This window comes from Pseudomonas sp. NPDC088885, assembly GCF_044750025.1.
GTDB classification, from domain to species: Bacteria; Pseudomonadota; Gammaproteobacteria; order Pseudomonadales; family Pseudomonadaceae; genus Aquipseudomonas; species Aquipseudomonas rustica.
In genome coordinates, this window is sequence record NZ_JBIVJB010000004.1 from 1 (window position 1) to 26,336 (window position 26,336).

At 58.6% G+C, this 26,336-nt stretch carries 27 protein-coding genes and 1 riboswitch; of the genes, 7 read left to right on the top strand and 20 right to left on the bottom strand.

The genetic code is table 11. From position 1 onward, the window contains the following. Positions 1 to 121: 121 nt before the first annotated feature. The 4 genes from ACIP1X_RS04490 to ACIP1X_RS04505 all read right to left on the bottom strand — a co-directional run bounded on the left by ACIP1X_RS04490 (position 122) and on the right by ACIP1X_RS04505 (position 2,649). Positions 122 to 559, bottom strand: coding sequence for an HIT family protein (locus ACIP1X_RS04490; RefSeq protein WP_400749701.1), 438 nt, complete (start codon positions 557 to 559; stop codon positions 122 to 124). A 37-nt stretch (positions 560 to 596) separates the two neighbouring features. Further along, positions 597 to 1,091 carry a PaaI family thioesterase gene (locus tag ACIP1X_RS04495; RefSeq protein ID WP_400749703.1) on the bottom strand — a complete coding sequence of 165 codons (495 nt, stop codon included), beginning with the start codon at positions 1,089 to 1,091 and terminating at the stop codon, positions 597 to 599. Between the two features lie 7 nt (positions 1,092 to 1,098). Continuing rightward, entirely contained in the window at positions 1,099 to 2,256 is a 1,158-nt protein-coding gene (locus tag ACIP1X_RS04500) for a GGDEF domain-containing protein (RefSeq protein WP_159812112.1), read from the bottom strand. 144 nt (positions 2,257 to 2,400) lie between these two features. After that, the gene (locus tag ACIP1X_RS04505) at positions 2,401 to 2,649 is read right to left on the bottom strand and encodes a hypothetical protein (protein WP_400749706.1); all 249 of its coding nucleotides are present in this window, start codon (positions 2,647 to 2,649) and stop codon (positions 2,401 to 2,403) included. 169 nt (positions 2,650 to 2,818) lie between these two features. On the opposite strand from ACIP1X_RS04505, the gene ACIP1X_RS04510 reads away from it, so the two are divergent. From ACIP1X_RS04510 to ACIP1X_RS04520, 3 genes are all read left to right on the top strand, one after another. Next, a complete protein-coding gene (locus ACIP1X_RS04510; RefSeq protein ID WP_400749709.1) occupies positions 2,819 to 3,463 on the top strand; it encodes an ATPase in 645 nt (214 codons plus the stop codon). An 86-nt stretch (positions 3,464 to 3,549) separates the two neighbouring features. Continuing rightward, complete coding sequence (locus tag ACIP1X_RS04515) at positions 3,550 to 3,891, top strand: hypothetical protein (protein WP_400749712.1); 342 nt, start codon at positions 3,550 to 3,552, stop codon at positions 3,889 to 3,891. Between the two features lie 343 nt (positions 3,892 to 4,234). Further along, complete coding sequence (locus tag ACIP1X_RS04520) at positions 4,235 to 4,867, top strand: LysE family translocator (RefSeq protein WP_400749714.1); 633 nt, start codon at positions 4,235 to 4,237, stop codon at positions 4,865 to 4,867. Positions 4,868 to 5,286: 419 nt separating this feature from the next. Here ACIP1X_RS04520 and ACIP1X_RS04525 read toward each other — a convergent pair whose 3' ends face one another. The 7 genes from ACIP1X_RS04525 to ACIP1X_RS04555 form a co-directional block, all read right to left on the bottom strand. Then, a complete protein-coding gene (locus tag ACIP1X_RS04525; RefSeq protein WP_400749717.1) occupies positions 5,287 to 6,303 on the bottom strand; it encodes an IS110 family transposase in 1,017 nt (338 codons plus the stop codon). Positions 6,304 to 7,065: 762 nt separating this feature from the next. Then, positions 7,066 to 8,259, bottom strand: a complete 1,194-nt coding sequence (locus ACIP1X_RS04530) for an ATP-binding protein (RefSeq protein ID WP_400749720.1) — start codon at positions 8,257 to 8,259, stop codon at positions 7,066 to 7,068. A gap of 116 nt (positions 8,260 to 8,375) precedes the next feature. After that, a complete protein-coding gene (locus ACIP1X_RS04535) occupies positions 8,376 to 10,553 on the bottom strand; it encodes a TonB-dependent siderophore receptor (RefSeq protein WP_400749723.1) in 2,178 nt (725 codons plus the stop codon). Between the two features lie 217 nt (positions 10,554 to 10,770). After that, positions 10,771 to 11,610, bottom strand: coding sequence for a glutathione-dependent disulfide-bond oxidoreductase (yghU, locus tag ACIP1X_RS04540; RefSeq protein WP_400749724.1), 840 nt, complete (start codon positions 11,608 to 11,610; stop codon positions 10,771 to 10,773). Between the two features lie 629 nt (positions 11,611 to 12,239). Then, entirely contained in the window at positions 12,240 to 12,677 is a 438-nt protein-coding gene (locus tag ACIP1X_RS04545; RefSeq protein ID WP_400749727.1) for a hypothetical protein, read from the bottom strand. Between the two features lie 96 nt (positions 12,678 to 12,773). Beyond that, complete coding sequence (locus tag ACIP1X_RS04550; protein ID WP_212544465.1) at positions 12,774 to 13,190, bottom strand: GFA family protein; 417 nt, start codon at positions 13,188 to 13,190, stop codon at positions 12,774 to 12,776. 89 nt (positions 13,191 to 13,279) lie between these two features. Then, a complete protein-coding gene (locus ACIP1X_RS04555; RefSeq protein ID WP_400749729.1) occupies positions 13,280 to 14,206 on the bottom strand; it encodes a LysR family transcriptional regulator in 927 nt (308 codons plus the stop codon). Between the two features lie 125 nt (positions 14,207 to 14,331). Here ACIP1X_RS04555 and ACIP1X_RS04560 point away from each other — a divergent pair, with 125 nt between their 5' ends. Then, positions 14,332 to 14,607 carry a DUF2798 domain-containing protein gene (locus ACIP1X_RS04560; RefSeq protein ID WP_400749731.1) on the top strand — a complete coding sequence of 92 codons (276 nt, stop codon included), beginning with the start codon at positions 14,332 to 14,334 and terminating at the stop codon, positions 14,605 to 14,607. Between the two features lie 338 nt (positions 14,608 to 14,945). Here the strand turns inward: ACIP1X_RS04560 and ACIP1X_RS04565 are convergent, their stop codons facing one another. Further along, complete coding sequence (locus ACIP1X_RS04565) at positions 14,946 to 15,716, bottom strand: APH(3')-II family aminoglycoside O-phosphotransferase (protein ID WP_400749734.1); 771 nt, start codon at positions 15,714 to 15,716, stop codon at positions 14,946 to 14,948. 154 nt (positions 15,717 to 15,870) lie between these two features. Here ACIP1X_RS04565 and ACIP1X_RS04570 point away from each other — a divergent pair, with 154 nt between their 5' ends. After that, positions 15,871 to 17,658: a thiamine pyrophosphate-requiring protein gene (locus ACIP1X_RS04570; RefSeq protein ID WP_400749737.1), complete on the top strand. Its 1,788-nt coding sequence runs from the start codon at positions 15,871 to 15,873 to the stop codon at positions 17,656 to 17,658. A 111-nt stretch (positions 17,659 to 17,769) separates the two neighbouring features. Continuing rightward, entirely contained in the window at positions 17,770 to 18,486 is a 717-nt protein-coding gene (locus tag ACIP1X_RS04575) for a DUF72 domain-containing protein (protein WP_400749740.1), read from the top strand. Between the two features lie 2 nt (positions 18,487 to 18,488). On the opposite strand, the gene mntP is transcribed toward ACIP1X_RS04575, so the two are convergent. Together mntP and ACIP1X_RS04585 are read right to left on the bottom strand one after the other, a co-directional pair. Then, positions 18,489 to 19,052: a manganese efflux pump MntP gene (gene mntP, locus ACIP1X_RS04580; protein ID WP_400749743.1), complete on the bottom strand. Its 564-nt coding sequence runs from the start codon at positions 19,050 to 19,052 to the stop codon at positions 18,489 to 18,491. A 7-nt stretch (positions 19,053 to 19,059) separates the two neighbouring features. Then, positions 19,060 to 19,230, bottom strand: a riboswitch (yybP-ykoY riboswitch). Positions 19,231 to 19,420: 190 nt separating this feature from the next. Further along, on the bottom strand, positions 19,421 to 19,639 hold the full coding sequence (locus ACIP1X_RS04585; protein WP_159812095.1) for a hypothetical protein: 219 nt from the start codon (positions 19,637 to 19,639) through the stop codon (positions 19,421 to 19,423). Positions 19,640 to 19,754: 115 nt separating this feature from the next. Between ACIP1X_RS04585 and ACIP1X_RS04590 the strand changes: the two genes are divergently transcribed. Beyond that, entirely contained in the window at positions 19,755 to 20,111 is a 357-nt protein-coding gene (locus tag ACIP1X_RS04590; protein WP_400749746.1) for a lysozyme inhibitor LprI family protein, read from the top strand. A 149-nt stretch (positions 20,112 to 20,260) separates the two neighbouring features. On the opposite strand, the gene ACIP1X_RS04595 is transcribed toward ACIP1X_RS04590, so the two are convergent. The 6 genes from ACIP1X_RS04595 to ACIP1X_RS04620 all read right to left on the bottom strand — a co-directional run bounded on the left by ACIP1X_RS04595 (position 20,261) and on the right by ACIP1X_RS04620 (position 26,217). Continuing rightward, on the bottom strand, positions 20,261 to 21,940 hold the full coding sequence (locus ACIP1X_RS04595; protein ID WP_212550663.1) for an MFS transporter: 1,680 nt from the start codon (positions 21,938 to 21,940) through the stop codon (positions 20,261 to 20,263). 188 nt (positions 21,941 to 22,128) lie between these two features. After that, positions 22,129 to 22,896: a phosphonate ABC transporter, permease protein PhnE gene (gene phnE, locus ACIP1X_RS04600; RefSeq protein ID WP_282358176.1), complete on the bottom strand. Its 768-nt coding sequence runs from the start codon at positions 22,894 to 22,896 to the stop codon at positions 22,129 to 22,131. Further along, a complete protein-coding gene (locus ACIP1X_RS04605; protein WP_053120731.1) occupies positions 22,893 to 23,717 on the bottom strand; it encodes an ABC transporter permease in 825 nt (274 codons plus the stop codon). Before ACIP1X_RS04605 ends, phnE begins: the two co-directional genes overlap by 4 nt. Further along, positions 23,711 to 24,508, bottom strand: a complete 798-nt coding sequence (locus ACIP1X_RS04610; RefSeq protein ID WP_400749749.1) for a phosphonate ABC transporter ATP-binding protein — start codon at positions 24,506 to 24,508, stop codon at positions 23,711 to 23,713. Before ACIP1X_RS04610 ends, ACIP1X_RS04605 begins: the two co-directional genes overlap by 7 nt. After that, positions 24,505 to 25,368 (bottom strand): putative selenate ABC transporter substrate-binding protein, encoded by an 864-nt coding sequence (locus ACIP1X_RS04615; protein ID WP_053120727.1) that lies wholly within the window; start codon positions 25,366 to 25,368, stop codon positions 24,505 to 24,507. Before ACIP1X_RS04615 ends, ACIP1X_RS04610 begins: the two co-directional genes overlap by 4 nt. Before the next feature lie 129 nt (positions 25,369 to 25,497). Then, positions 25,498 to 26,217, bottom strand: coding sequence for an SDR family oxidoreductase (locus tag ACIP1X_RS04620; RefSeq protein WP_400749751.1), 720 nt, complete (start codon positions 26,215 to 26,217; stop codon positions 25,498 to 25,500). Positions 26,218 to 26,336: the final 119 nt, after the last annotated feature.

The following is a 26,336-nucleotide window of genomic DNA, read 5'->3' on the forward strand; positions in this document are numbered from 1 at the left end:
TGAACGCGGCGCTAAACGCGTAGCAAGCCTGGAAAAGGTGTAAACGATGTCCCCGGTCTAATGTGTAAAGGATGTACCGGTCTCTACAGTGAGGGCTCTAAAGCCAACAACAGCGAGAGAATCAGGGTAAGGGCTCCAGCATCTGCGCAATCCTCATCCGCATTTCCCCATGCACATCCTCCGCATAAGGCACCGCGGTCTTCCAGTCATAAAACCACGCAGGCATCCTGCGCTTTTCCTCAGGCTCCGTGGCGTAACGGGGAAACAAATGGCAATGCAGCTCTGGCTCTGAATTACCCAGAATTTCATAATTCATGCGCAGCGCACCGGTGACCGCCAAAACCACATCCCCGAGGCGCGCCATGTCGAGCAGGTAAACCGCCCGGGCCTCCGCGTCCAGATCATTCAAACTCGGCACCACCGGGTCGGGCAGCAGCAGGCAATAACCCGGCAGAAACTGCACATCGCCCATGACCGCCCAGCCTGAAGGCATTCGGCAGATGACTTTTTCGTTGCTGCCATTGCGGGCCATTTCCACGCGTTGCGAGATAAGCGACATTCACAATCCTTGATGAAAGTTTTGAGTTCAAATTACCTTAACGTCCGTGCGCTGCATCCGCCAATGATCCCGTATCAACGCGCACAAACACCGAATCACCCACCGCTGTCAGCACATCGCCGGCAAACACCTCGCAGATCACCCGCGACTTGCGCCCGACTTCACCTTCAACTCTGGCGCGCAAGGTCAGCGGCACACCCATCGGCGTCGGCTTGATGAATTTGATACCCAGATTGCCCGTGACGCAATCAATACGCGGCAGGCTGCCCGGCTCTCGATTTTCGGCGCGGTAGTGGTAGGCCATCGCCGTCCAGTTGGAGTGGCAGTCGACCAGCATCGCGATCAAGCCGCCGTAGACCAGATCCGGCCAACCGCAGTATTTGGCGTCCGGCACGTGCTCGGCGAGGACGTGCACGCCGTCTTCATGCCAGTAGCTTTTGATGTGCAGACCGTGCGGATTGCTACCGCCGCAGCCGTAGCAAACGCCTTCTGGTGCGGCGCTGTCTTGCAAAGCAGTGTCGAGGCTGGTCATGGTGTTTTCATCCTGAAAGTGGGAGCCCGGTGAGGCGAATGCGGTTGCGGCCACCGCGTTTGGATTCGTAGAGCGCGGCGTCGCCTTGTTCGATCAGCGCCGCCAGACTGGCCGGCGGCGCCTCGAACAGCGTGGCGCCGAGGCTCAAGGTGACGGGTTCGGTGGTGGGGAACGTCTGCGCAGTGGTGCCGAGAAACTGCTCGCGCAGCACGTTGCCGAGTTCGACGATGCGCTCGCTGGAGGCGCCGTTGAGCAGGATGACGAACTCGTCGCCACCCAATCGTGCTGTCAGCGCATTACGCGGCAGCAGCGAACGAATCATCTCGCTCAAGGCGATCAGCAAGCGGTCGCCAGCGATATGGCCGTACTGATCGTTCACCAGTTTGAAGTTGTCGATATCGATCAGCAGCAGGGCGCCGGGACGTTCAGCCGAGACATCGGCGAGCAAGCGCGGCGCACGTTTTTCCAGGGCGCGGCGGTTGTAGAGGGCGGTCAGCGGATCGCGTTCGGCGAGGCGGGCGATCTCTTTTTCGCGGCGATAGCGCTCGGTGCCGGTCATCGACAGCGCAATCAGCATGATCGCCATCGCGCCTTCGACCAGTGAAATCTGGATGATCTCGCCACGAAACGCTGCCAGATCAATCAGCGTGCCGGGGATGACCACGGTCAGTGCCTTGGCGATATAAAAAGCGCCGTGCACCAGCAACACGTAGCGCAATTGCACGGCGCCGACGCTCAGGGATTTACCGTGCGGGCGCAGCAGAAAACTGCCTTTGAGCGTCGCCAGCGCCACCAGCAACGAGTTGGCCGCGAGCATGACTTTCGACCACAGCGGCCCGTCCGGCAGCAGCAACATCACCAGCCAGGTGACGAAAATCAGATACCAGGCGCTCGACAGGCGCGTCTGGGTGAAGCGCGCGACACCGAGCAGGAACAGAAAGTGTGCGGTCACCAGCAGACCGTTGGCGAACCAGATGCCGATCAGCAAAAAGCCGCTGCTGCGTAGCAAGGCGAGGGTGGAACCGACGGTGATCGTGGCGAAACCGGCGCTCCAGAACAGCAGGGAAGGCTCGCGAATGCTGCGCCACTCGATTGCCAGATACAGCGCGGCGGCGGCTGCAAGCGCGATCGAGATGGTCAGCATTGTAATAGGGTCGAGCGGCATTTCTGAGCGAGCCTGTCTATTGGGCATTAAGACCGGCGATTGTAAGCGTTTGGGCGGACTTTTCGCAGGGGGCGCGTTGCCGCGCAGACCACTGGTTTCGGCGCCGGCGCGGACGGTGTGGGCCGTCGCGCGTCGGGCGCTCGGTCATGGCTGCGGCGCGAGCCAGGTGTCCACCACCCGTCGATCCAGTTCTTCCCAATAGGCCATGCCCAATACCCGCGTGGTGTTCAGCCCACGCAGGTAGCCGCGCAGTTGATTGGCGGTGTCGCGAATGAGCTGTGGGTCGTGGATGTCTTTGTCGAGCAGGACGCTTTCGTACTGGACGAGATATTCCGCCACCCGATCACGGAAGTCGGGCAGTACGGCGTCGCGGATCAGATCAAACGTTCTCAAGGAAAGATCCTCTGTGATTATTTTTCGTTGGAATTGAGTGTGTATCAATCTACACGGCGCGCAACTATCGCTGGAAGTAATAGTGATCATCACGAAACGGAAGTTCTGCTTTAGCGGCGTTAGGCGGAAAATTGCCCCCATCGAACACGCTGCTCAAGGAATTTGCGCGATGAACACATTGACTCGACTGGCCATGGTCGCCCTGCTGATGGGCGGGGCGGTTGCCGCTGCACCGACCTACGCAGACGACGCCCGGTCGTGTCACTTGCAACCGATCACGGCCAGCAATGCGGCGTTGAAATACACGCAAACGGTCGGTGTGTTGTACAGCGAAAACACCTTGGAAAACCTGCAATACCTGGAGCGTTACCACGACATGGCGGCGAACGGCGCAAAAGACGCGCTGGACTCGCGGATTCGTGAAGCGTTTGTCGCCAGTTCCGATCCGGAGTTGGCGGTCGACTGGTTGATCAGTTCGTTGCAGCAGCAGTTTTTGTCGGTAACCGTTTACGACAATCTCGATGCGTTGATTCAGGCGCATCCGGACGTGGTGGTCAAGCTCGACACGTTCAATCGCTTGCTGACCCAGCGTAACAGCCTGGTTGAAGCGCGTTTCACCGCGAAGTTCTACGACGCCAATCTGCAATACATCGGCAAGGCCGAAGGCGCGGTGGAGAAAAATTTGCCATCGGTCTGGGTGCATAACCTGGCAGCGCCTGCTGTTGCTGCGCAGATCGACAAGCAGCGTGACCTGCAACTGAATGCGTTGAAGCAGTTCGACGCTTCGCTCAAGGCCCTGGTCGCCGCGAGCTGAACCCAACACATAAATGGCGATGGCGGCTCCGTGAGGCTGAACCATTGCCGGTTAAACCGAACCTTTTATTTTCAGGATTGAACCCGATGCGTCCTTTATTTGTGCCTGTTCTGGCGGTTGCCACGTTGTTGCTCGGCGGTTGCGCGTCTGCCCCGAACACGCCGAGCCTGACCTTGCAGACCAGCAAGACCCCGGCGCAATACGCCGATTGCGTGGTGCCGAAGTTGCAGGGCAGTGAATTGAGCCCGACCGTTTCGCAGACCCAGCGCAGCTACCGGATCGTGGTGCCGAGCAAGATTTCCGCCGACAACGTGCTGGAGGCTTACAAGGCCGGCACTGGCGGCAAGGTGTTTATCTATGAACGACACTTGCTCGCCTCGAACTTGCTGCCCTCCAGTTTTGAACGTGCTGCACAGGATTGCATCTGAAGACTGTGCGAACACGTATCTGAAAGAGCTCCTTTGGTTGGCCGCAACCAACCAATTCTTTGCCCCGCGCCTTTATTGGGTTGCGGGGTTTTTTTTGCCTTGTGATTGGGGGGAATGCAGTCATTGTGGATAGGGGATTTATTGTGGTGAAGGGATTTATTGTGGCGAGGGGATTTATCCCCGTTGGGCTGCGAAGCAGCCCCTCTTTAGATTTAAAAGAAAGGGCCGCTGCGCGCCCCAGCGGGGATAAATCCCCTCGCCACAGGTTCTATGATTGGCCTGAGGTTGTGTGACAGATTGGCTGCTGTAACATGCCGACACCCACATGTCACGAGCACTGAAAATGGATTCTCACTCGATTCTGACCTTCACCCTGGTCGGCGCCATCGCAATTGCCAGCCCAGGCCCGGCGACGTTGATGGCGATCAACAACAGCCTGGCCCACGGACAGCGCAGCACGATCTGGTCTTCCCTGGGCAACGCCAGCGGCCTGTTCTGCCTGTCCGCCGCCGCGATGCTGGGCCTCGGCGCCTTGCTCGCCAGTTCTGAGATGCTCTTCAACGCGGTGAAAATTCTCGGCGCCGGCTATCTGTTCTACCTCGGGGTCAAGCAACTGATGAAGAAGGGCCCAATGCTCGCAGTTGGCAGTGACAGCGATACCAGCAAAAATCGCCCGAGTCGCGGCAAGCTGTTCAAATCGGCATTCCTCACCGCAGTGACCAACCCGAAAGCGACGATGTTTTTCACCGCACTGTTCCCGCAGTTCATCGATCAGGACGCGGCGCTGCTGCCGCAGTTTTTCATCCTGACCTCGATCTTCATGGCGCTTTCGGTATCGTCGCTCAGCGTCTACGCGTCGTTGGCGTCACGCGCCAAAGGCGTACTGACCCGGCCCGCGCTGTCGCGGTGGGTTAGCCGGGTGGTGGGGACGACGTTCATCGGTTTCGGGGCGGCGATTCTGACGATGCGTCGGTAGACGGTTTTTTTGATGTGCTGGGTTCCAACTGTGGGAGCGGGCTTGCTCGCGAAGGCGTCGGGTTGGGCGGCTGGATTTTTGGTGACTGAGTACATATCCGTTGCTGCGGTAACGGCCGCTTAGGGTTCCGCCCTTACGGCGGGTCACCTTTTCCAGACGCCGAAAAGGTAACCCAATGTATGGTCAGCCCATCTTCTGCCACTCAGCAGCGATCAACGGTAAATCGAGCTTGCGCTAATGTATCCGGGCTCAGTGTGAGCACGTATAGCGCTCGGCCCTTGATGAGTAGTCGCTCCCGCCTGTCCTTAAAAAGGCTTCAGCTTCCAAAGCTTTTTGGGTTATCAGGTTTTCAGTCAGGATGTCTGCCGTTTATCGTCATCAGTACTGACGTCGCAAAAGCCGTTGGTGAAGCGTACAGATCAAGCTAAGAGCGTTGAGTTAAAGGTGCCGCCCTTGGTTAACAACACCCAGACGATTCTTGCCATTTTGTTCGCGAGGGCGCAGGCCACTTTGTTTGGATGTTTGCGTGCTAGTAAGTTTTTGGCCCAGACACCGAGGGCATCCGTTCGCTTATCGACGCGACACAAAACGGCGTGAGCGCCCTGCATCAGCAAACTCCTTAAATATTTGTCCCCTCGCTTGCTGATGCCGAGCAGTGTCGTTTCCCCACCCGTTGAGTACTGGCGCGGCACCAGCCCCAACGACGCTGCAAAATCGCGAGATGACCTGAAAATCGAAGCGTCGCCGACATCGGCCACCAGCGCGCTAGCGATGAGAGGGCCGATGCCGGGGATGCTCTGCAGGCGTTGGCCGGCATCGTTTTGCGTCAGCTGTTGTTTGATTTCGACGTCGAGTTTTTTGATCTCATGGGTCAGCTGCCGAATGTCTTCAAGCATGCGTTCGATAGCACTTATCAAGCGAGTGGGCAGTTCACGGCTCTCCATCAGACCTGAGAGCCGATCCAGTGCGGCGTATCCAACGGGAAAAACGACGCCGAACTCCAGGAGAAATCCATGCACTTGATTGATGACGGCGGTGCGTCGATTTACTAAAGACTTGCGCAGTCGGTGTTCTGTGGACAGCACCTGCTGCTCTACGGTTTTGACTTGAACCGATCGGGTTCTGGGGCGCGAGGCCGCTTCACAAATGGCCTCGGCATCAATGAAATCGTTTTTATTTCCGGTGACGTAGGCCTTCACATGTTGGGGTGCAATCAACTGCACGTGATGCCCCTGCTCCATGATTTTTCGGGCGAGCCATTGAGACCCGCCGCAGGATTCCATGGCGATTTTGCAGATCGAGATCTGCGCCAGAAAGGGGAGTAATTGGTTTCGGTTGAGTTTTTTACGCAGCACCTGATGGCCTCTGGCGTCTTGGCCATGCAGGTGGAAAGTGTGTTTGCCGATGTCGATACCCAAAAGCGTGATGGTATTCATGAGAAATCCTCCTTCAGTAAAAAGAGAGCCTCGACAAGTTTAGACCCGCCGAGGATCTCACCGGGCTGACCATCTCATTAAGGCTTTGCCCCAACGTTCGGCCCGCTCGCTGGGGCTCGGGGTTCCTTCGTTACGGAATTCATCCGGGCGCATCGCCTCCGGTTTGCTGCGCTGCACCTCCTCTCGATGCATTTGGCTGCGCCAAACGGTCGCTGCGCTCCCACCCCCGGATAAATCCCTCCACTCAGCCTTCCGACGGGGCGGGTAAAGCAAAATCAAAATCAAAAGCTGCAGCCGAGCTCGCGCTCATCCTGTGTAGGAGCTGCCGAAGGCTGCGATCTTTTGATGTTGCTTTCGCTTTTGTAGGAGCAGAGCTTGCTCGCGAAAGCGGTGTACCTGCAACGAGGATACTGAACCTGCCGCCGCCTTCGCGAGCAAGCCCGCTCCCACAGGTTTCTGCGGTGCATCCAAAATCCCGGTCATACCAAAAAACACAGTGGGAGCTGGCTTGCCAGCGATGGCGGCCTGACAGCCGACCAATCTCTGGCAGAAGTACTCAGTTCCAACTGTGGGAGCGGGCTTGCTCGCGAAAGCGGTGTACCTGCAACGTGGATACTGAGCCTGCCGACGCCTTCGCGAGCAAGCCCGCTCCCACGGGTTTCTGGGGTGTTTCCAAAATCCCGATCATACCGAAAACACTGTGGAAGCTGGCTTGTCAGCGTTGGCGGCCTGACAGCCGACCCGTCTTAAGCAGCCATCGCCTCAAACCCACTTGAACTGAGCCGGGAACCGCGCGACAAAGTGTGTTCCCGACTCGGCGTCGGAAGTTACGCTCAACGTGCCGTTGTGCGCCGTGGCAATCTGCGCCGCGATATACAGCCCCAACCCCAAACCTTCTTTGCGATGGCCGGCTTCCGAACGGGAAAACGGTTCGAACAGCAGCGGCATCAATTGCGCCGAAATCGGAGTGCCCTGGTTAGTCAGCGAGATCACGATTTCATCGTTCTGCGCGTAGGCGTTCAAGACAATCGGCGCGTGAACCGAACCGTGAGTGGCCGCATTACCCAGAAGATTGGACAGTAACTGACTGATGCGGAGCGCATCGCAATACACGCCGCTCGGCACATTCAGGGTATGCGTGAACGTCGCTCGCGGGTGTGACGCCTGTACTTCTTCAAGGGTCAACTGCAGCGTCTGTTGCAGGTCATCGACCAGTTTGCGCTGGATCGGAATCCCGCCACCCAGCCGCCCACGGGCAAAGTCGAGGATGTTTTCAATCAACACGCCCATGCGCAGCGAGCTGTTGCGGATCGCCGAAATCAGATTCAGCGAACGTTTTTCCTCGGTCTTGGTTTCCAGCAGATCGGCACTCATGCGAATCGCGCTCAACGGCGTGCGCAGATCATGCCCAAGCACCGCGATGAACTGCTCGCGCAATCGGCCAAGTTCATTGGCGTCAGCCAGTTCAACCTTGGTGGCCGCCAGATGGCTTTGCGTGTCGAGGCTCATGGCGATCAACTGGGCGAACAGGGTCAGGGTTTTCGCGATGGCCGGTTCATCGAGATTGGCCGGGACTGAGTCGATGGCGCACAGCGTGCCAAAAAAATCGCCATTGGCTTTGACGATCGGAATGGAAATGTAGCTTTCCAGGCCATAGGTTATCGGCGTGTGGTGCTTGGAAAAGATCGGGTGGGTGCTGGCGTGACCGAAGATCACCGGTTGCTGGTGTTGGCGGATTTCGTGACAGATGGTTGATTCCAGCACCAGCTCGCCGCCGGGTTTTAGGCCGAAATCGATCGAGTCATCGACAGCGCAGGCCACCCAGTTGCGCTCAGTGACGCGGGCAACCGCCGCGAAACGCATGCCGGTGAGGTGTTTGACCATGCTCAAAATCACCGGCACGGCGTCTATGCTGCTGATCGCGTCGATGTCAGCTGAGAATTGCGGGTCGGTCATGGCGGGCGCTTCGAAAAGATATCTGTCAAAGACTATCTCTTATTAGCCGACATGACTAATTGCTCCAGCGCAACAAATGCAACGGCGCCGAGAAAATCCCGGCGCCGTTGGTCGTTTTAGAACTTGTATTTGGCGGTCAGCATGTAGCTGCGCGGATCGCCGTAGTTGTCGTTGGAGCCCCACGTGGTGTTGGAGCCGATGGCGGAGTAGTAGACGCGGTCGAAGATGTTGTTGGCGTTAACTTGCAGATCGAGGTGCTGGTTGACTTCGTAACCGGCCATCAGGTCGGCGGTGGCATAGCTGCCCTGTTCGACGCGATAGGTGCCGTTGGCGACTGGCACGTCGTTGTACATGCGGCTCTGCCAGTAAACGCTGCCGCCGACGCGGAGTTTTTCCAGCGGGCCTTGCAAGCGATACATCGTCGAAACCTTGAACAGGTGCTCCGGCGTGTCGGTGTCGAACTGCTGATTATCGTTGGCCGGGTTTTCGTCTTTGATGTAGTGCGCGCGGGTGTAGGTGTAGCCGGCGCCCACTTGCCAGTTTTCGGTCAGCGCACCTTGCAATTCCATGTCGACGCCCTGGCTGCGAACCTTGCCCGAGGCCTGATAACAGGTCATGACCGGGCAACCCAACTGCGTTGCGGCGGTGGTGGCGCGGTTGGTCTGGTCGATCTGGAACACCGCCAGGCTGGCGTTGAGCGCACCGTTGAAGTATTCACCCTTGACGCCAACTTCGTAGTTTTCGCCAACGATTGGATCGAGCACTTTGCCGGACAGGTCTTTCGACGATTGCGGGCTGAAGATGTCGGTGTAGCTGGCGTACAGCGAGTGATGATCGTCGAGTTTGTAGATCAGGCCGGCATAGCGGGTCAGGTTGCGGGTGACTTTAAAGTCGCCGTCGCCGCTGCGGTCGTCGTAGTCGTACCAGTCGAGGCGACTGCCGAGGATCAGTGTCAGCGGGTCGGCGAGGCTCAGGCGCGTGGTCAGGTAAACCGCGTCCTGCGTGGTGACGGTGCGGGTTTTGCTGTCGCGCACGAAATCAGGTTTCGGCGCGCCGATCGGCCAGGCCGTGGTGTATGGGTCGTATTCTTTGGAGGTCGCATCGTAGACGCGATTGCTCGCACCGACGACCAGTTCGTGGGTGCGGCCGAAGGCTTCAAACGGGCCGCTGGCAAACGCATCGATCGATCTTTGTTTGTCGGTGTTGTGCGACTGGTAGGCGGTGGTTTCCAGCGGGCCGCTGTAGCGCGACAGATAGGTGCCGGAGAATTCGCCGTTGAGTGTCGAGGCCGAACCCGCCACGTGCAGGCGCCAATCGTTGTTGAAGCGGTGCTCGATATCGCCGAAAACGGTGTCGATCTGCAGCTTCTTGTTTTCCCAGTCGGTGCCGGGATAGGTCGAGCGGGGCAGGTCGAGGTGGTGTCCGTCGGTGCCCAGCGGCAAGCCGCCCCAGAAGTAGTTGGTCTGCTCGTTCTGACGCGAGAAGCCCAGGGATGCGGTGGTGCTGTCGCTCAGATCGGCTTCACCGATGGCGTAGAACAAGCCGTGATCGTTTTGTTCTTTGTCGCGGAAACTGTCGGCGCCCTGATAGGAACCCACCACGCGGCCGCGCAATGTGCCGCTCTCGTTCAGCGGGCTGGAGGCGTCGATCTCGCCGCGATAATCATCCCAACTGCCAGCGGCGCCGGTGAGGGTGACTTGCTGCTCGGCCGTCGGGCGTTTGCGCACCATGTTGATCGCGGCCGAAGGGTTGCCGGCGCCGGTGACGAGACCGGTGGCGCCGCGAATGATTTCCACGCGGTCGAACATCGCCAGATTCGGTTGTACGGCCATCGAGAACGGCTGGTACGAACTCGGCAGGCCGTCGTACATGATGTTGTCGATGTCAAAACCGCGCGAGCTGTAAGTCTGCCGGCCCGGGCCGCTGGACTGACTGAGGAACAACCCCGGCGTCGCTTTGACCACGTCGTTGACGCTGGTCATGGCCTGATCGTCCATGCGCTGGCGGGTGATGACGGTCACCGCTTGCGGTGTTTCGCGCATGGTCAGTGGCAGTTTGGTCGCGGTCTGCATCGGGCCGGTGGTGTAGGAGCCCGAACCTTCGGTGGTGCTGCTCATTTGCGTGGCGCCGATTTCGGTGGCGCCGAGCTCCAGAACGGTGGCTGCTGTGTCATCTTTCGGCTTGGTTTCAGGCGTTTCATCCGCTGAAACGCTGGTGATGCTGGCCATACAGATGGCGAGTGCCAACAGGTTAGGTGAACGGTTTGCACGACGGCTTTTGGTGTGAAACGACATCAATCTGCTTCCCCAAGTAATACAAAAACGAATCTGTTGCGACTGCGTGTAGGAATTATTCGCATTAGTCTGGCAGATCGAATCGCTCGAAGAAACCCGTACGAGTCAGTTAGTTAATGAAATTTTCACATTTGACGCGTTTGAGAACACGGGGGGCTGAAGCGGGGAGTCGCTGCCGATCAACGAACATTGTGATCGGCAGCGAGGGGGAGAGGGGTCAGCTTAAATCTTCGGCTTGATGGCGCTCAGGCACCTGAGTTACCTCATCGCCCCACGTGCGATTGACCCGCAGGCCACGAATCACCGCAGGACGATTGGCGATCTCTTCGGCCCAGCGCTGCACGTGGGTGTATTCCTGCGCCGCGAGAAACTCCGCCGCTGAATAAACGTTGTTGCGCACCAGTTGGCCGTACCACGGCCACACCGCGATGTCGGCGATGGAGTATTTGTCGCCGGCCAAATACGGGCTCTCAGCCAGACGTCGATCGAGCACGTCGAGCTGACGCTTGGCTTCCATGGTGAAGCGGTTGATCGGGTATTCCATCTTCTCCGGCGCATAGGCGTAGAAATGGCCGAAGCCGCCGCCGAGATAGGGCGCTGCGCCCATTTGCCAGAACAGCCAGTTGAGGGTTTCGGTGCGTCCGGCCGGATCTTTGGGCAGGAAGGCGCCGAATTTCTCCGCGAGGTAGAGCAGGATCGCGCCGGATTCGAACACGCGAGTCGGCGGTTCGGTGCTGTGATCGAGCAGGGCGGGGATTTTCGAGTTGGGGTTGATCTCGACGAAACCGCTGGAGAACTGGTCGCCCTCGTTGATGCGGATTAGCCAGGCGTCGTATTCGGCAGCGGTGTGCCCCAATGCCAGCAGCTCTTCGAGCAGGATAGTGACCTTGACGCCATTGGGCGTGGCCAGGGAATACAACTGCAAAGGATGCTTGCCGACCGGCAGGGTTTTGTCGTGAGTCGGCCCGGCGGTTGGTCGATTGATGCTGGCGAACTGGCCGCCGGACGGTGCTTCGTGTTTCCAGACTTTGGGCGGAACGTAGGGCGACTTGCTCATGAAACAGACCTCGTCATCGATGAATGCACGAGGAGGAATATACCCAATCAAGGGTGATCCATGTAAAACCGGACTGCCTGCCAAACAGTGTTGACCCTGCCGCCGCCTTCGCGAGCAGGCTAGCTCCCACAGGGTTCTCAACCGTACACAAAATCCCGATCAAACCACAAATCCCTGTAGGAGCCGAGCTTGCTCGCGAAAGCGGTGTGTCAGGCGATGGAGAGGTTGTCTGTGCCGACGCCTTCGCGAGCAAGCTTTGCTCCTACAGATTTCTGTCGGACACAAAGGCCCGTGTACGCCCCAAATCAAATGTGGGAGCGAGCCTGCTGGCGAAAGCGCTGTGTCAGGCAATGAACATGTTGACCTTGCCGCCGCCTTCGCGGGCAAGGCCGGCTCCCACAGGGTTCTCGGCCGTACCCAAAATCCCGATCAAACCACCCGATAACTGTAGGAGCCGAGCTTGCTCGCGAAAGCGGTGTATCAGGCGATGGAGATGTTGTCTGTGCCGACGCCTTCGCGAGCAAGCTTTGCTCCTACAGATATTCTGTCGAACACAAAGCCCGTGTACACCCAAATCAAATGTGGGAGCGGGCTTGCTCGCGAAAGCGGTCTGTCAGACACAGCTTCAATTAATGGCGGATATCGCCGCAGAAAATATCGACATTCCCATCAGTCGCGGCCGTGCGCACCACCACGTAATACTCACCGGCCAGCAACGTCGACAACGGCACCGGTGCGCTTCTTGAGAAGGCCCAACCACGCACCGGTTGGCGTTCGGTATTGACCTTGTCGTTCATCGCATACGCCACCGGCCCAGGCTGTGCGCAGCTGCCTTTGTTGACGAAGGTGTACAGGCGCAAGGGCAGGGAAGCCCCGTTGGGTGCGCCGCTGATGAAGAAGCTGAAACCGGTGTCCTTGCCCCAGTCGGCGAGCGTGACGTTGCCGATCTGACCGCTGTTCTGGCGAGTGGCGGTGAGCGTCACGTTTGCGCCGGGCTTGGATGAAGAGGCGCAACCGAACAGGCTGGCGACTACCAACAGTGCGGTGAGTGAATGACTGAATTTCATGGCTGGCCTCCGTTAATGAAGAACTGCAACCACTTAGTTAAGCAGATCGTCGGGCGTCTGAAACCGTCGCATCAACCCGACCACCGTTTACCGTCTTCACGCGCGGCTCTTCGGCCGCTGATCCGCCATCTCGTACCACGACGCCTTAGACGTCAGCTCGACGTGCTTCTGATTGTCCGAGGTGAAGTGCGTATCCAGCGTGCCCAGTGCCACCGAAACCCACTCGGCAAATTCACCCTGTGCCCGCGACCAGAACATCGACGAGCCGCAGTGCGAGCAGAACTGGCGCACCACCGATTCAGAGGATTGATAGGACTTGAGGTCTTCACCGCCCTGCAACAATTCCAGATTGCCGCGCATCACACTGCCGAAGCTGGCAAATGCTGCGCCGTGGCTTTTGCGGCATTGGCTGCAATGGCAGTGTGAAAGCGCTTTGGGCCGTGAGCGGATCTGGTATTTGACCGCGCCACACAGGCAACTGCCGCGGAAGGTTTGGGGTGAAGGTGTGAGCATTATTGTTTTGGTTCTCCATGAAGGATGTACAGCGATCACCGAGGCGCGACTGTGCCTGATTTCGCGCGTTTCGGCGAGTTCGACTTGTATCAAAAATCCATCGGCCAGCGCTGTTTCAGGTGCTCGGTCAAATACTCGATAAACGCTCTGACTTTGGCCGTCATCGCCGCGCGCTCCTGCACGCAGGCGAAAATCTCCATGGGTTCGACAACTGCATGAGTTGCGTCGTCGCGTTGTGCAAACAACGGCAGCAGCTGGCCGTTTTGCAGATACGGAGCCGCGACGAACTCCGCCAGTCGGGTGATGCCGGCGCCGTGGATTGCCATCTGCGTCAGCGCGTCGATGTCGTCGCTGATCGCGGTCGCGTTGATATCGGCGTCATAACGCTGACCATCGCGGATAAAACTCCAGCGCAGAAAACGCCCGTCCAAGGGGTAACGAAACGCCAGGCACGCATGGTTTTGCAGATCATAAGGCGATTGCGGCCAGCCGGCGCGCTGCAAATAAGCCGGCGCGGCGCACATGATGAAGGGCAGGGACACGATCTTGCGTGCGACGATGCCGTCCTCCAGTTGCGGCTTGATCCGCAAGCTCAGATCGATGCCGTCCTGGATGTGATTGATCTTGCCGTCGGTGGTCGACAATTCGATCAGCAGGCGCGGATGTTGCGCGGTGAAACCGGCAATCAGCGGCGCCAGCACATGCCGGCCGAACGCGGAGGTCGAGGCGATGCTCAAGCGACCTTGCAGTTCGCTGTCTTCGCGATTGATCGAACTTTGCGCGGACTCCAGATCCGCCGCAATCCGCTTGACCTTTTCGTAGTACACCGCGCCGTTTTCGGTGAGTGCCATGCGCCGGGTAGTGCGTTGCAATAGGCGCACACCGAGGTGTGTTTCCAGGCGATTGATGGTCTGGCTGACCGCTGCGGCACTGACGCCCAACGCCTTGGCGGCGCCGACGATAGAGCCGGATTCCACCACTTTGATAAAACTGGCAATCGCCGCTAACAGATTCATCGATGTCCTGCCGGAAGGGCTTGATTCGTAAGTACTGCTTTATAAAGCACCTGCATTTGGCCGTCTAGTTGAGGGGCCAGGGCTTTGCTAACGTGCCCGCTCCCTGTCAATGGATGGAAAGCCCTATGAATCAAAGAAGCAATGCAGAAGCCGTTTATGTCCGTCGCCGCAAGCTTTCGGCGCGAGCGACGCCGTATGTGTTTGCGTTGTACATGGCGACCATCATGGCTTTTCTGATGTCGCTGGTGATTACCGCCGCCAATTCAGGCATTGATAACGACTACCTGAGTAATGCGCTGCACGCCTACAAGCTGGCGATGCCGGTGGCGTTTCTGTGCATCCTCGTGGTGCGGCCGATCGTGATCAAACTGGTCGCGATGACCGTGCATCCGCATCGCTGAGCTCGAATACTGTGCCGGTCGCGATGGCGTCTTGTAGGAGCTGCCGCAGGCTGCGATCTTTTGACCTTTTCAACGGCAGATCAAAAGATCGCAGCCTCGTTTCACTCGACAGCTCCTACAGGTTTATTTGGCCCACAACCTTTCTAACTGAATACATGCAAAACCCAATGTGGGAGCCTGCTGGCGATCGCGGTGTGTCAGTCAACAGATCAGTAATCTGATGCTCCCTCTTCGCGAGCAAGCCCGCTCCCACTTTGGAATGCATTGCAAATGTGGGAGCGGGCTTGCTCGCGAATGGCCTCACAGTCAGTTGAGTGATGAAGTCTGGACATCGACTTTCAGAAAAACTCATCAAGCAACTGATAAAAGGCAATCCGCCGCTGATCCGGCTGCACGCCGTAAACCTCGAAAAACACCGGCACCCACGCCTCGCCGAGGTTGTGCGTGATGCTATGCGCAGCTAAAGCCAAATCCTGATAACGATCCGCGACCCCCAATCGGCCGCAGTCGACAAAGCCGCTGAACTGACCGTCGTCAGCGAGGAAATTGGGCAGGCATGCATCGCCGTGGGTCACCACCAGATCTTCATGGCTCGGGCGTTCCAGGAGCATCTGTTGGAAGACATCTTCAGCAGATCGACCGAGGCGTGAATCGTCGAAATCCTCTTCATCGATCAACCCGGCATTCAGGTGCTCACGAGCCAGTTTTATTTTCGGGTCGAGGCTGTGATCGAACGGGCAGCTTTCGATCGCGATCTCATGCAGCTCACGCAAAGCGTTGGCCAAGAGTGTAACGATCTGCTGCGGCGCAAGGTGCGGGCTGCTGGCCAGATCGCGCCCGGGCACTGCGGTCATCAATAGCCAGTTTTTATCTGCTTCGATGGCGGTTTCAAGCACGTGCGGCGCGGCCAGGTTCTGGCTTGCCATCCAGCGCAGCCGCGCGACCTCGCCGGGCAGTTCGCCCCACTGCATGACTTGTTCGGACTTCACGAACAGCGGTGCTGAATCCGCGCACGCTATGCGCCAAACGTCGGCACGGGATTCGCCGATGATCTGTTGTTCGATGACGGCTGCGGCAAAGCGCTTGCGCCAAATTTGGGGTAAGTCCATTGCGTTCATCCCTGAGATGAAAATTGATGGCGGGCATTGTGCCACCCCGGCGTTTTTAGTCGCAAACGAGAAACTGTTTCCCGGTAATCAATCGAAACTTCGCCATCCGCGCGACTGTCCAGACCCTTACACCGGCGAAAAGACGAGGATCGAGATGACAACGACAGTAGGCGATTTTCTGGTTGAGCGGCTCAGCCAATGGGGCGTCACGCGGATTTTTGGTTATCCGGGCGACGGCATCAACGGCGTGTTCGGCGCGCTCGATCGAGCTAAAGGCAAGATTGAATTTGTGCAGGCGCGGCATGAGGAAATGGCCGCGTTCATGGCCTCGGCCCACGCGAAATTCACTGGCGAGCTGGGCGTGTGCATTGCCACGTCCGGCCCCGGGGCTTCGCATTTGATCACCGGGCTTTACGATGCGCGAATGGATCACATGCCGGTGCTGGCCATCGTTGGGCAGCAGGCGCGCACGGCGTTGGGCAGTCACTATCAGCAAGAGCTGGATCTGGTGTCGATGTTCAAGGACGTCGCCGGCGCGTTTGTGCAGCAGGCTTCGGCGCCTTCGCAGGTGCGGCATTTGCTCGACCGGGCGGTGCGTACGGCGGTTGGCGAGCGTCGGGTGACCGCGCTGATTCTGCCCAATGATTTGCAGGATCTCGAATATCAGGCACCGGCCCGCGCGCACGGCACCGCGCATTCCGGCGTCGGTTACACCAAGCCGAAAGTGCTGCCCTATGACGAAGATTTGCAGCGTGCGGCAGACGTTTTGAACGCAGGCGAGAAGGTCGCGATTCTGGTCGGCGCCGGCGCTTTGCAGGCAACGGATGAAGTGATCGCCATCGCCGAAAAACTTGGTGCCGGCGTGGCCAAGGCGCTGCTTGGCAAAGCGGTGCTTCCGGATGATTTGCCGTGGGTGACCGGCAGCATCGGCCTGCTTGGCACCGAGCCGAGTTACAAGTTGATGACCGAGTGCGACACCTTGCTGATGATCGGTTCGGGCTTCCCGTATTCGGAGTTTTTGCCTAAAGAAGGTCAGGCGCGCGGTGTGCAGATCGATCTGCAACCCGACATGCTCAGCCTGCGTTATCCGATGGAGGTCAATCTGGTCGGCGACGCAGCGGAAACCCTCGCGGCGTTGTTGCCGTTGCTCGAACAAAAAACCTCGGGCAAGTGGCGCAAAAAAATCGAAGGCTGGCGCGGTAGCTGGGAGAAAACCCTGGAAAAACGCGCGATGGCCAAGGCCAAGCCGATCAATCCGCAGCGGGTGGTGTATGAATTGTCACCGCGAGTGCCGGATGAAGCGATCATCACCAGCGACTCCGGTTCGTGCGCCAATTGGTTTGCGCGCGACCTGAAAATCCGTCGCGGCATGATGTGTTCGTTGTCCGGCGGGCTGGCCTCGATGGGCGCCGCTGTGCCTTATGCAATCGCTGCTAAATTCGCCTATCCCGAACGCTCGGTAATTGCTCTGGTGGGCGATGGTGCGATGCAGATGAACAACATGGCCGAGCTGATCACCGTTGCCAAATACTGGCGGCAGTGGAAGAGCCCGAAATGGATCTGCGCGGTGTTCAACAACGAAGATCTCAATCAGGTGACGTGGGAACAGCGGGTGATGGAGGGCGATCCGAAGTTCGAGGCGTCGCAGAACATTCCCGATGTGCCGTATCACCTGTTCGCGATTTCCATCGGCCTGAAAGGGATTTTCGTTGATCGCGAAGAGGACGTGGCGGGGGCGTGGGAACAGGCGTTGGCTTCCGATGTACCGGTGCTGATCGAGTTCAAAACCGACCCGAACGTGGCGCCGCTGCCGCCGCACATCAAGCTTGAACAAGCGAAGAAATTCGCCACGACGTTGCTCAAGGGCGATCCGGACGAGGCGGGGATTCTGGTGCAAACCGCCAAGCAGGTTCTGAGCTCAGTTCTCCCCAGCAAAAAATAACGTCCCCCTGTAGGAGCTGACGAAGGCTGCGATCTTTTGACGTTGTTTGTAAGATCAAAAGATCGCAGCCTGCGGCAGCTCCTACATGGGAGTGGAGTTTGGAGGTGATGTTTGATTTTCATTGGTTGTGCCGGCTGGAGTCTCGGGCGTGAGCATTGGCCGGCATTTGCGGAGGAGGGCACGCATTTGCAACGCTATGCGGCGCGGCTCAACTGTGTGGAAATCAACAGCTCGTTTTACCGCCCACATCGCCGCTCAACCTATGAACGTTGGGCGGATTCGGTGCCGGAAGGGTTTTGCTTTTCGGTAAAAATGCCCAAGCAGATCAGCCATGAACGCCGATTGTTGGATTGCGACGAAGAACTCGATGAGTTCCTGGCGCAGTGCAGCGGTTTGGCTGATCGCTTGGGCTGTTTGCTGCTGCAATTGCCGCCGTCACTGGCATTTGATGCGGTCAGTGCCGAAGCGTTTTTCAGTGCGTTGCGCCAGCGTTTCGACGGCGACGTGGTGCTGGAGCCGCGTCATGAGACATGGGTGGCTGCCGAATCATTGTTGATCGCTTACCGGATCGCTCAGGCTGTGGTCGATCCGTCGCGCATCAGCAGAGATTCTTCCGCGGTTGGCTGGCAAGGGACGCGGTATTGGCGCCTGCACGGTTCGCCGCGTATTTACCACAGTGCCTACGATGACTCCTATTTAGAGAGCCTCGCTAGCGTATTGCAGGCCGCCGATGCGCATGGCGCGACGACCTGGTGCATTTTCGACAACACCGCCAGCGGGGCCGCGCCAGGCAACGCGTTGGCACTGACGGCGCTGTCTAACAGCTAGTCTCAGACCACGAGATGCTCATACAAAATCGTCGCACCGACGATCATCAGCACCACACCGCCAACGATTTCAGCACGTTTGCCAACCATAGAGCCCAACACCCGGCCGAGCATCACGCCGATGGTTACCATGGTCATCGTCGCCAGACCGATCGCCGCCGCAGCCACCCAGATGTTCACGTCAACAAACGCCAGGCCAACGCCCACGGCGAGGGCGTCGATGCTGGTGGCAAACGCGGTGACGGCGAGAATCAGAAAGGAGTGCGAACCCGGTTTCTCTTCTTCCTCTTCTTCATGCTTCAAACCGTTGTAGATCATGTGCAGGCCGAGCACCACGAGCAGAGTGAAGGCGATCCAGTGATCCCATTCGGCAACCCATTGGCTCGCGGCCTGGCCGATCAGCCAGCCGATGATGGGGGTGATGGCTTCGATCACGCCGAAGATCAGACCGGTGCGCAGGGCTTCGGTGAGGCGAGGTTTGTGCAGGCTGGAGCCTTTGCCGATGGCGGCTGCAAACGCATCCGTGGACATGGCCAGCGCAAGGAAGATGAGGGAAACAGGATTCACGGAGATACTTCCAGTCGGGCTATGAGTCAACGACACAACCACACGCCCGACTTTTAGGCATGGATGTGTCGTCGGTCTCACCAACCAAAAGGTGTTCGCACCACGGCATGTTGCCGAGAATGTTGATACGAACGCTTCCGCAGTGCACGGAAACAGGCTACTCCCCAACGAGGTGCGGGATCATAGGCGGGGGAGTATGAAAATTTCGTTAAAACTGCCGCTCAAGCTGATTTGTGGCGAGGGGATTTATCCCCGTTGGGTCGCGCAGCGGCCCCTCTTTGAAAAGCTGGGAGCGCTGCGCACTCCAACGGGGATAAATCCCCTCGCCACAAGGTTATCTGTCAAGCATCAAAATCAAGTAGCAAACCTCAGTTGCCATCCGCCACTTTGCGCTCAATCTCATCGACCTTGCGCTGCAGCGTCTCGGCATCCTGCTCTTTCACTCGGGTAGACGAAGGCGTAATCACCTCATCCACACCTTTGGTGTCGTCATCGTGGTCTTCAAGATCACGCTCGACCACGTTCACCGGTTTGCCGGATGTGTCGGTAGGTGGGGCATTCGGGGTTTTGTCGTCGTTGCTGTTCATGGTGTTGACCTCCAGTGGTGTAAACATTGGAGGCGGTGGTTTGGCAGGCGTTCAGAAACTTTGCGCTCATGCATTAGCCCAAGAGGTATCAATCGCTGTCTGGATGACCCAACCCATGCGCAACAAAACTCTACTTTCAACCGTGTTCGGCTTGTCTGCCCTGATCATCGGCCAGGCTGCTTACGCCGCCAGTTTCGACTGCGACCGGGCCAAAGCTGCCGATGAAATAACAGTGTGCGCCAACCGTGCGCTTAACGACATGGACGTGAGCATGGCGCTGCTCTACAAACTGGATCGCCGGTTTCTGCCGATGGGCGGCCGTGGTGCCTTGATTGACGAGCAACAGGCGTGGCTGAAAACCCGTGGCAAATGCGCCGCTGATGTGAAATGCCTCACCGACGTTTATCAGCAGCGAATTCAAGCATTGCAGCAGATCATCGACACCCGCGTGGTCACCCAGGGCCCGTTCTGAAAAGCCTTTCGCGAGCAAGCCCGCTCCCACATTTGACCGAGTTCGATCTCACGAATACGGTCAAATGTGGGAGCGGGCTTGCTCGCGAAATGGCCAGTTCGGTCAACATCACCGTCACCGAACAACCACCCAAATCGAGCACACCCGACTCAGTCTTTGAGAATGTCGCGATCCTTGGTTTCCGGCAGGAAGAACGTACCCAGTATCGCCGTCATCACCGCAATCACGATCGGGTACCACAAGCCGTAATAGATATCCCCGGTGGCCGCGACCATCGCGAACGCCACCGTCGGCAGGAACCCGCCGAACCAGCCGTTACCGATGTGATACGGCAGCGACATCGAGGTGTAGCGAATGCGCGTCGGGAACAGCTCCACCAGCCACGCCGCAATCGGCCCGTAAACCATGGTCACGTAGATCACCAAAATGGTCAGCAACAGCAGCACCATCGGGTAATTGGTTTTTGCCGGGTCGGCTTTCTCTGGATAACCGGCTTCTTTCAGCGCAGTGCCAAGGGTCGCGGTGAACGCATCATTGCGAGTTTTGAAGTCGGCGGCGGGCAGGGCGCTGCCGTCGAAACTCTCGACGACTTTGTCGCCAATACGCACTTGCGCCACGGTGCCGGGTTCGGCGGTGACGTTCTCATACGGAATCGCCCGTTTCGCCAGCAACGTCTTGGCCAGATCACAAGAACTGGTGAATTTGGCCTTGCCCACCGGATCGAACTGGAACGAACACTGGTCGGGGTTGGCGATCACCTTGACCGGGTTTTTCTCCTGAGCGATGAACACATCAGGGTTGCCGTACTGGGTCAGCGCATGAAAGATCGGAAAGTAGGTTAGCGCCGCCAGAATGCAGCCGACCATGATAATCGGCTTGCGCCCGATGCGGTCGGACAGGCTGCCGAAAATCACGAAGAACGGCGTTCCGATCAACAGTGATCCGGCGATCAGCAGGTTGGCGGTTTGCGGGTCGATCTTCAGCGTTTGCAACAGGAAAAACAGCGCATAGAACTGCCCGGTGTACCAGACCACCGCTTGCCCGGCCGTGCCGCCGAGCAACGACATGATCACCACTTTGAGGTTGTCCCAACGGGCAAAAGACTCGGTCAGCGGCGCTTTCGACGCTTTGCCTTCGTCCTTCATTTTCTGGAACACCGGCGACTCGCTCAGTTGCAGGCGGATGTACACCGAGACGATCAGCAGCAGGATCGACAGCAGAAACGGAATCCGCCAGCCCCACTCTTCAAACGCTTCAGTGCCCAGCGCGGTGCGGCAGGCGAGTATCACCAGCAGCGACAGAAACAGGCCGAGGGTCGCGGTGGTTTGAATCCACGAGGTAAAGAAGCCGCGTCTATTACGTGGCGCGTGTTCGGCCACGTAAGTCGCCGCGCCGCCGTATTCACCGCCCAGTGCCAGGCCTTGCAGCAGTCGGAGGGTGATCAGAATCACCGGCGCAGCGACGCCAATGGTCGCGTAACCGGGCAGCAAACCGACAATCGCGGTCGAGACGCCCATGATGACGATGGTGATCAGAAACGTATGTTTGCGCCCAATCATGTCGCCGAGCCGGCCGAACACAATCGCACCGAACGGCCGCACCGCGAAGCCTGCCGCAAACGCCAGCAGGGCAAAGATGAATGCAGTGGTTTCGTTGACGCCGGCAAAGAAGTGCTTGGCGATGATCGCCGCCAGCGAACCGTAGAGGTAAAAGTCGTACCACTCGAAAACCGTGCCCAGCGAGGAGGCAAAGATGACTTTGCGTTCCTCCTTGGTGATGCCGCCGCTGCGCGGTGGACTGCCGGTGGATGTTGTGTAAGTCGTGGCCATGGGTGTTCTCCGTCGTGCTTATTGTTGTAGGCCGGAGTCCCCCAATACCGCTTATCTCACCCTGGCCTTGTGGCAGATGCCTGAAGCGCTGATGCGTAAAGCGTGCACAGTTTGCCGTCGGGCAGGTGTGCACGCTTTCCTGAAGCATAATCAGCTTCTGGCAGATATCCACTCGCCAGCATCGGCACTTATGCTTTGACCCAGCGCTGGCGACTCCAGGCACTCAACCAGTCCACCATGAACACCAGCACCAGCATCGCCAGAATCACCGTGCTGGCCTGCGCTTCCTGAAACAGGCTGAGGCTCACGTAGAGCATCTGGCCCAGGCCGCCAGCACCGACAAAACCCAGCACGCTGGCCATGCGAATGTTGTTTTCCCAGCGATAGAGGATGTAGGCGAGCAGTTGCGGCGCCAGATTGGGCAGGGTGCCGTAGCAGAAGGCGAGGATCGGATTGCCGCCCTGCAAACGGATGGCCTCGGCCGGTTGCGGCGGCGTGTTTTCCAGCGCTTCGGCGAACAACCGGCCGAGTACTCCCGTGGTGTGTAAGGCGAGGGCGAGGGCGCCGGCATTCGGGCCAAGGCCGGCAGCGAGCACCATCAGCGCCGCCCAGACCAGTTCCGGAATCGCCCGCAAGGCATTCAGCAGCAGGCGCGCAACACTTTGCAGCGGCCAGCCGAAACGTCCCGCGGCCGGCAGCGCGAGAACAATGCCAACAACTGCCGCCAATAGCGTGCCGACAGCGGACATGGCCAGCGTTTCCATTGAGCCGTGAAAGATTGCTTTCAGGTAGTCAGCGCTCAAATCCGGGCTGAGAAAACGCTGCACGTAAGCGCCCATTTGCTTCAGGCTGGTGGCGCTGCCCAGTTCACCGAGATCCAGACCCAGATAGGCGAAGGACGCAATCACGGCAACCCCGATAGCGGCGATCAGCAGCAAATTGATCAGGCGATTCATGCCAGCCTCCAGCGCAGCAAGCGGCTGAGTTGATCGGCGGCCAGCACCAGCAGCAGGAACGTCAGCAACATGCTGGCGACTTCACCGCCAGCGAACATGCGGATCGACAGGTCTATTTGCTGACCCAGGCCCCCCGCGCCGACAAACCCCATCACCACCGAGGCACGAATCGCGCATTCCCAGCGATACACGGTGTACGAGAGCAATTCCGCGCCGACATTGGGCAGCGTGCCGTAAGCGAAAGCCGCCAGTCGGCCGCTGCCAGCCTGCAACAACGCATGCGCCGGGCGTTGGTCGGTGGATTCGAAAATCTCCGCGTAGACCTTGCCGAGCATGCCGCTGTAGGTAATGGCAATCGCCAGCACGCCCGCTGCCGGGCCGAGGCCGACCGCACGCACGAACAGCAGTGCCCAGACAATCTCCGGCACGCTGCGCAGGAAAATCAGCAGCCCGCGAACCGGCCAGCGCAGCAAACGTCCCAAACGACTCGGCACGCCACCGCGAGAGGCGGCGGACAGTGACAGGGCGCGACTGGCAATCAAACCGGCAGGTACCGCCAGCAGCAACGCCAAAGCCATACCGGCAGTGGCAATGGCCAGGGTTTGCAGGGTGGCTTTAAGCAGAATTTGCAGAAAGGCTTCGTCGTGCGCCGGCGGCCAGAATTGCGCGACAAACTGGCCCATTTCATTCTGGCTGCCGGGCAACAGCACACTCAGATCCAGCTCGCTGAGTTGAATCCCCGGCCACAACAAAGCAATGGCCAGTAAGCTCAGTAGCAACCGTGGCCATGCAGCGGGATCGCGTGAATCGGCTTTCAGCATCGTGGAATCTGCACAGTCAAAGGCACGGCCACAGCGGTCGGCGATTGCAGCTTTTCGTTGGCGTACAGCGCGTCGAGCATGTCCGGGCTGACTTGATCGGACGGGCTGTCGAACAGAATCTGCCCTTCGCGCAAACCGATGATCCGAGGGAAATGCGATAACGCCAGATCGACCGCATGCAGGCTCGCGATCAATGTCACGTTGTGCTCGCGGGAATGGCGCGAAAGGATCGACAGGGTATGCCCGGCCATCACCGGATCCATCGCCGACACCGGTTCATCGGCCAGCAAAATCTCTGGCGCTTGATACAGCACACGAGCAATGCCGACGCGCTGCAACTGACCGCCAGACAATTGTTGGCAATGGGCAAACAGCTTGTCGCCCAGATCCAGCCGCGCCAATGCTGCGCGCGCGCCCGCTACATCCAGCGGATGCAGCAGGTTCAACAGACTTTTGCCCAGACTCCACTGACCGAGCTTGCCGGCCAGTACCGCCGTGACCACGCGTTGACGCGGCGGCAGCGGCGGTGCCTGATGCACCAGGCCGATGCGTGCACGCAGGCGTTGACGCAGGCGGGCAGACAAGTGCCAGGCGCGCTCGCCAAGTACTTCGATTTCACCGCTGCTGGGCCGCAGTGCGGTGGCCAGCAGATTAAGCAGACTCGACTTGCCAGCCCCGGACGGGCCGATGATCGCAACCTGTTCGCCAACGCCAATCTGCAAATCGATACCGCGCAGGGCATCGACTCCATTGGCGTGGCGCAGGCTGCCCTGTTTGAGGCTTAAGGTCATTTCAGCAGTTCGGCGGCGCGGGCGGCTTCCTCGATGCCCTTGTAGTTTTCAGGCTTGGTGTCGATGAAGCGGCTGGCGGCTTGCAGATCCAGAATCTTCTTCTGCTCAGGATTGGCCGGGTCGAGATCAAGGAAGGCTTTTTTGATCTTCGCCGCGAGTGCTGGATCAAGGGTGCCGCGCACGGTCCAGTTGTAATCGAAGTAGGTCGGGGTGGTGGCGAAGACTTTCACCTTGTTGGTGTCGACCTTGCCGGCGTCTACCAGTTTTTGCCAGACGCTGGCGTTCAACACACCGGCGTCAACCTTGCCGGCCTGTACCCAGGCCACGGTGGCGTCGTGAGCGCCGGAGTAGGCAACGCGGCTGAAATACGCTTCCGGCTTGATGCCGTCGTTTTTCAGCATGAAATAACGCGGCATCAGGCTGCCGGAGGTCGACGACACCGAACCGAAGGCGAAGGTCTTGCCTTTCAGGTCGGCGAGGCTGTGCACGTTCGGGTCAGCGGTGATGAATTTACTGGTGAACTGCGCATCCTGTTCACGCTGCACCAACGGGATCACCGGCGTGGTGGCATCGGTCTTCAGACGTGCCTGAACGAAGGTGAAACCGCCCAGCCAGGCCATATCGAGGCGATCGGTAGCGAGTGCTTCAACCACAGCCGGGTAATCGGCCACCGGCACAAACTGCACTTTCATGCCAATTTGCTGCTCCAGATAAGCCCCCAGCGGTTCGAACTTGCGCAGCAGTTCAGTCGGCGCTTCATCGGGAATCGCGCTGACGCGCAAAACGTCTGCGGCTTGAGCCATCAAGGTAGAAAGGGACAGGGCCAGGCCGGCGGTCAATGCCAGGGTTCGTTTGAGCATGGAAATCTCCGTTTCATGAGCGGCAAAAAGATGTGAAGAGCTGAAAGAGGGCGCTACGTGAGGGTAGACGAATCGGCGAGGTTATACGTACTCACGCGCGCGAAGGCCAGCGCCATCGGGGGGATGCGCTCAGAAACGTTCGTCGAGGATCGCCGGCAAGGTCAGTTCCCTGACGTAGCTGGCCGGAGACAAACCAAGGATCATGCGCACCACCTCGACGACATCGTGTACGGGAATCAAATGTCCCTCACCACGCTGCGCCGCGACGTTAATCGGTGTGCTCAGTAGATCTTCGGTATTCAGATAGCCGAGATTCAGGCAGGTCACTGCCAGACGCTGCTCTCTGTAGCCTTCGCGCAGGGTCTCGGCGATCCCGCGCAGGGCGAATTTGGATGCGCCGAAAGCGACTTCCGGACGCCCGCTCTGTGGCAGACCCGAGGTCGAACCGGTGAGGATGATTCTGGGATGGGGACTTTTTAGCAGAAGGGGCAGCAGACGTTTGATCAGCAAAATGGTTGAGGTGATGTTGCAGTTGACGATGGCCTGCACTTCGTCGTCTGCGCTTTCGACAAAGTCGTACGCGCTGTCGAAGGCGAACTCTTCCCAGATGCCGAGGTTGTAAATCAGCGTATCCAGCCCGTCGGCCTTTACCGCTTTTTCAATCTCTTGCGCAGCCCTGGCCGGGTTCATCAGATCGGCTTCTACCCAGCTTACAGATCGCTCGGCATCCGCTGGCAAACCGTCTGGGCGCGAGCGGGAAACGCCGATCAACGTGTCTCCCGCGTTGCCCAACCCCTCTATAAAAGCTCTGCCTAAACCTTTACTCGCACCCACCACCAAAATATTCATCGATCGTCTCCATGATCCAAGTGCTGATTCCGTACAGCATGCAAACAGACGACCTAGGAAATGGCAAACGAATGGGTGTGTCGGAATATTTATGGACGATAAACGCTACTCCCTGTGGT

Excerpts from the sequence above, each read along its gene's own strand:
- ACIP1X_RS04490 (WP_400749701.1), bottom strand. The coding sequence starts at position 559 with ATGTCGCTTATCTCGCAACGCGTGGAAATGGCCCGCAATGGCAGCAAC.
- ACIP1X_RS04495 (WP_400749703.1), bottom strand. The coding sequence starts at position 1,091 with ATGACCAGCCTCGACACTGCTTTGCAAGACAGCGCCGCACCAGAAGGC.
- ACIP1X_RS04500 (WP_159812112.1), bottom strand. The coding sequence starts at position 2,256 with ATGCCGCTCGACCCTATTACAATGCTGACCATCTCGATCGCGCTTGCA.
- ACIP1X_RS04510 (WP_400749709.1), top strand. The coding sequence starts at position 2,819 with ATGAACACATTGACTCGACTGGCCATGGTCGCCCTGCTGATGGGCGGG.
- ACIP1X_RS04515 (WP_400749712.1), top strand. The coding sequence starts at position 3,550 with ATGCGTCCTTTATTTGTGCCTGTTCTGGCGGTTGCCACGTTGTTGCTC.
- ACIP1X_RS04520 (WP_400749714.1), top strand. The coding sequence starts at position 4,235 with ATGGATTCTCACTCGATTCTGACCTTCACCCTGGTCGGCGCCATCGCA.
- ACIP1X_RS04525 (WP_400749717.1), bottom strand. The coding sequence starts at position 6,303 with ATGAATACCATCACGCTTTTGGGTATCGACATCGGCAAACACACTTTC.
- ACIP1X_RS04530 (WP_400749720.1), bottom strand. The coding sequence starts at position 8,259 with ATGACCGACCCGCAATTCTCAGCTGACATCGACGCGATCAGCAGCATA.
- ACIP1X_RS04535 (WP_400749723.1), bottom strand. The coding sequence starts at position 10,553 with ATGTCGTTTCACACCAAAAGCCGTCGTGCAAACCGTTCACCTAACCTG.
- yghU (WP_400749724.1), bottom strand. The coding sequence starts at position 11,610 with ATGAGCAAGTCGCCCTACGTTCCGCCCAAAGTCTGGAAACACGAAGCA.
- ACIP1X_RS04545 (WP_400749727.1), bottom strand. The coding sequence starts at position 12,677 with ATGAAATTCAGTCATTCACTCACCGCACTGTTGGTAGTCGCCAGCCTG.
- ACIP1X_RS04550 (WP_212544465.1), bottom strand. The coding sequence starts at position 13,190 with ATGCTCACACCTTCACCCCAAACCTTCCGCGGCAGTTGCCTGTGTGGC.
- ACIP1X_RS04555 (WP_400749729.1), bottom strand. The coding sequence starts at position 14,206 with ATGAATCTGTTAGCGGCGATTGCCAGTTTTATCAAAGTGGTGGAATCC.
- ACIP1X_RS04560 (WP_400749731.1), top strand. The coding sequence starts at position 14,332 with ATGAATCAAAGAAGCAATGCAGAAGCCGTTTATGTCCGTCGCCGCAAG.
- ACIP1X_RS04565 (WP_400749734.1), bottom strand. The coding sequence starts at position 15,716 with ATGGACTTACCCCAAATTTGGCGCAAGCGCTTTGCCGCAGCCGTCATC.
- ACIP1X_RS04570 (WP_400749737.1), top strand. The coding sequence starts at position 15,871 with ATGACAACGACAGTAGGCGATTTTCTGGTTGAGCGGCTCAGCCAATGG.
- ACIP1X_RS04585 (WP_159812095.1), bottom strand. The coding sequence starts at position 19,639 with ATGAACAGCAACGACGACAAAACCCCGAATGCCCCACCTACCGACACA.
- ACIP1X_RS04590 (WP_400749746.1), top strand. The coding sequence starts at position 19,755 with ATGCGCAACAAAACTCTACTTTCAACCGTGTTCGGCTTGTCTGCCCTG.
- ACIP1X_RS04595 (WP_212550663.1), bottom strand. The coding sequence starts at position 21,940 with ATGGCCACGACTTACACAACATCCACCGGCAGTCCACCGCGCAGCGGC.
- phnE (WP_282358176.1), bottom strand. The coding sequence starts at position 22,896 with ATGAATCGCCTGATCAATTTGCTGCTGATCGCCGCTATCGGGGTTGCC.
- ACIP1X_RS04605 (WP_053120731.1), bottom strand. The coding sequence starts at position 23,717 with ATGCTGAAAGCCGATTCACGCGATCCCGCTGCATGGCCACGGTTGCTA.
- ACIP1X_RS04610 (WP_400749749.1), bottom strand. The coding sequence starts at position 24,508 with ATGACCTTAAGCCTCAAACAGGGCAGCCTGCGCCACGCCAATGGAGTC.
- ACIP1X_RS04615 (WP_053120727.1), bottom strand. The coding sequence starts at position 25,368 with ATGCTCAAACGAACCCTGGCATTGACCGCCGGCCTGGCCCTGTCCCTT.
- ACIP1X_RS04620 (WP_400749751.1), bottom strand. The coding sequence starts at position 26,217 with ATGAATATTTTGGTGGTGGGTGCGAGTAAAGGTTTAGGCAGAGCTTTT.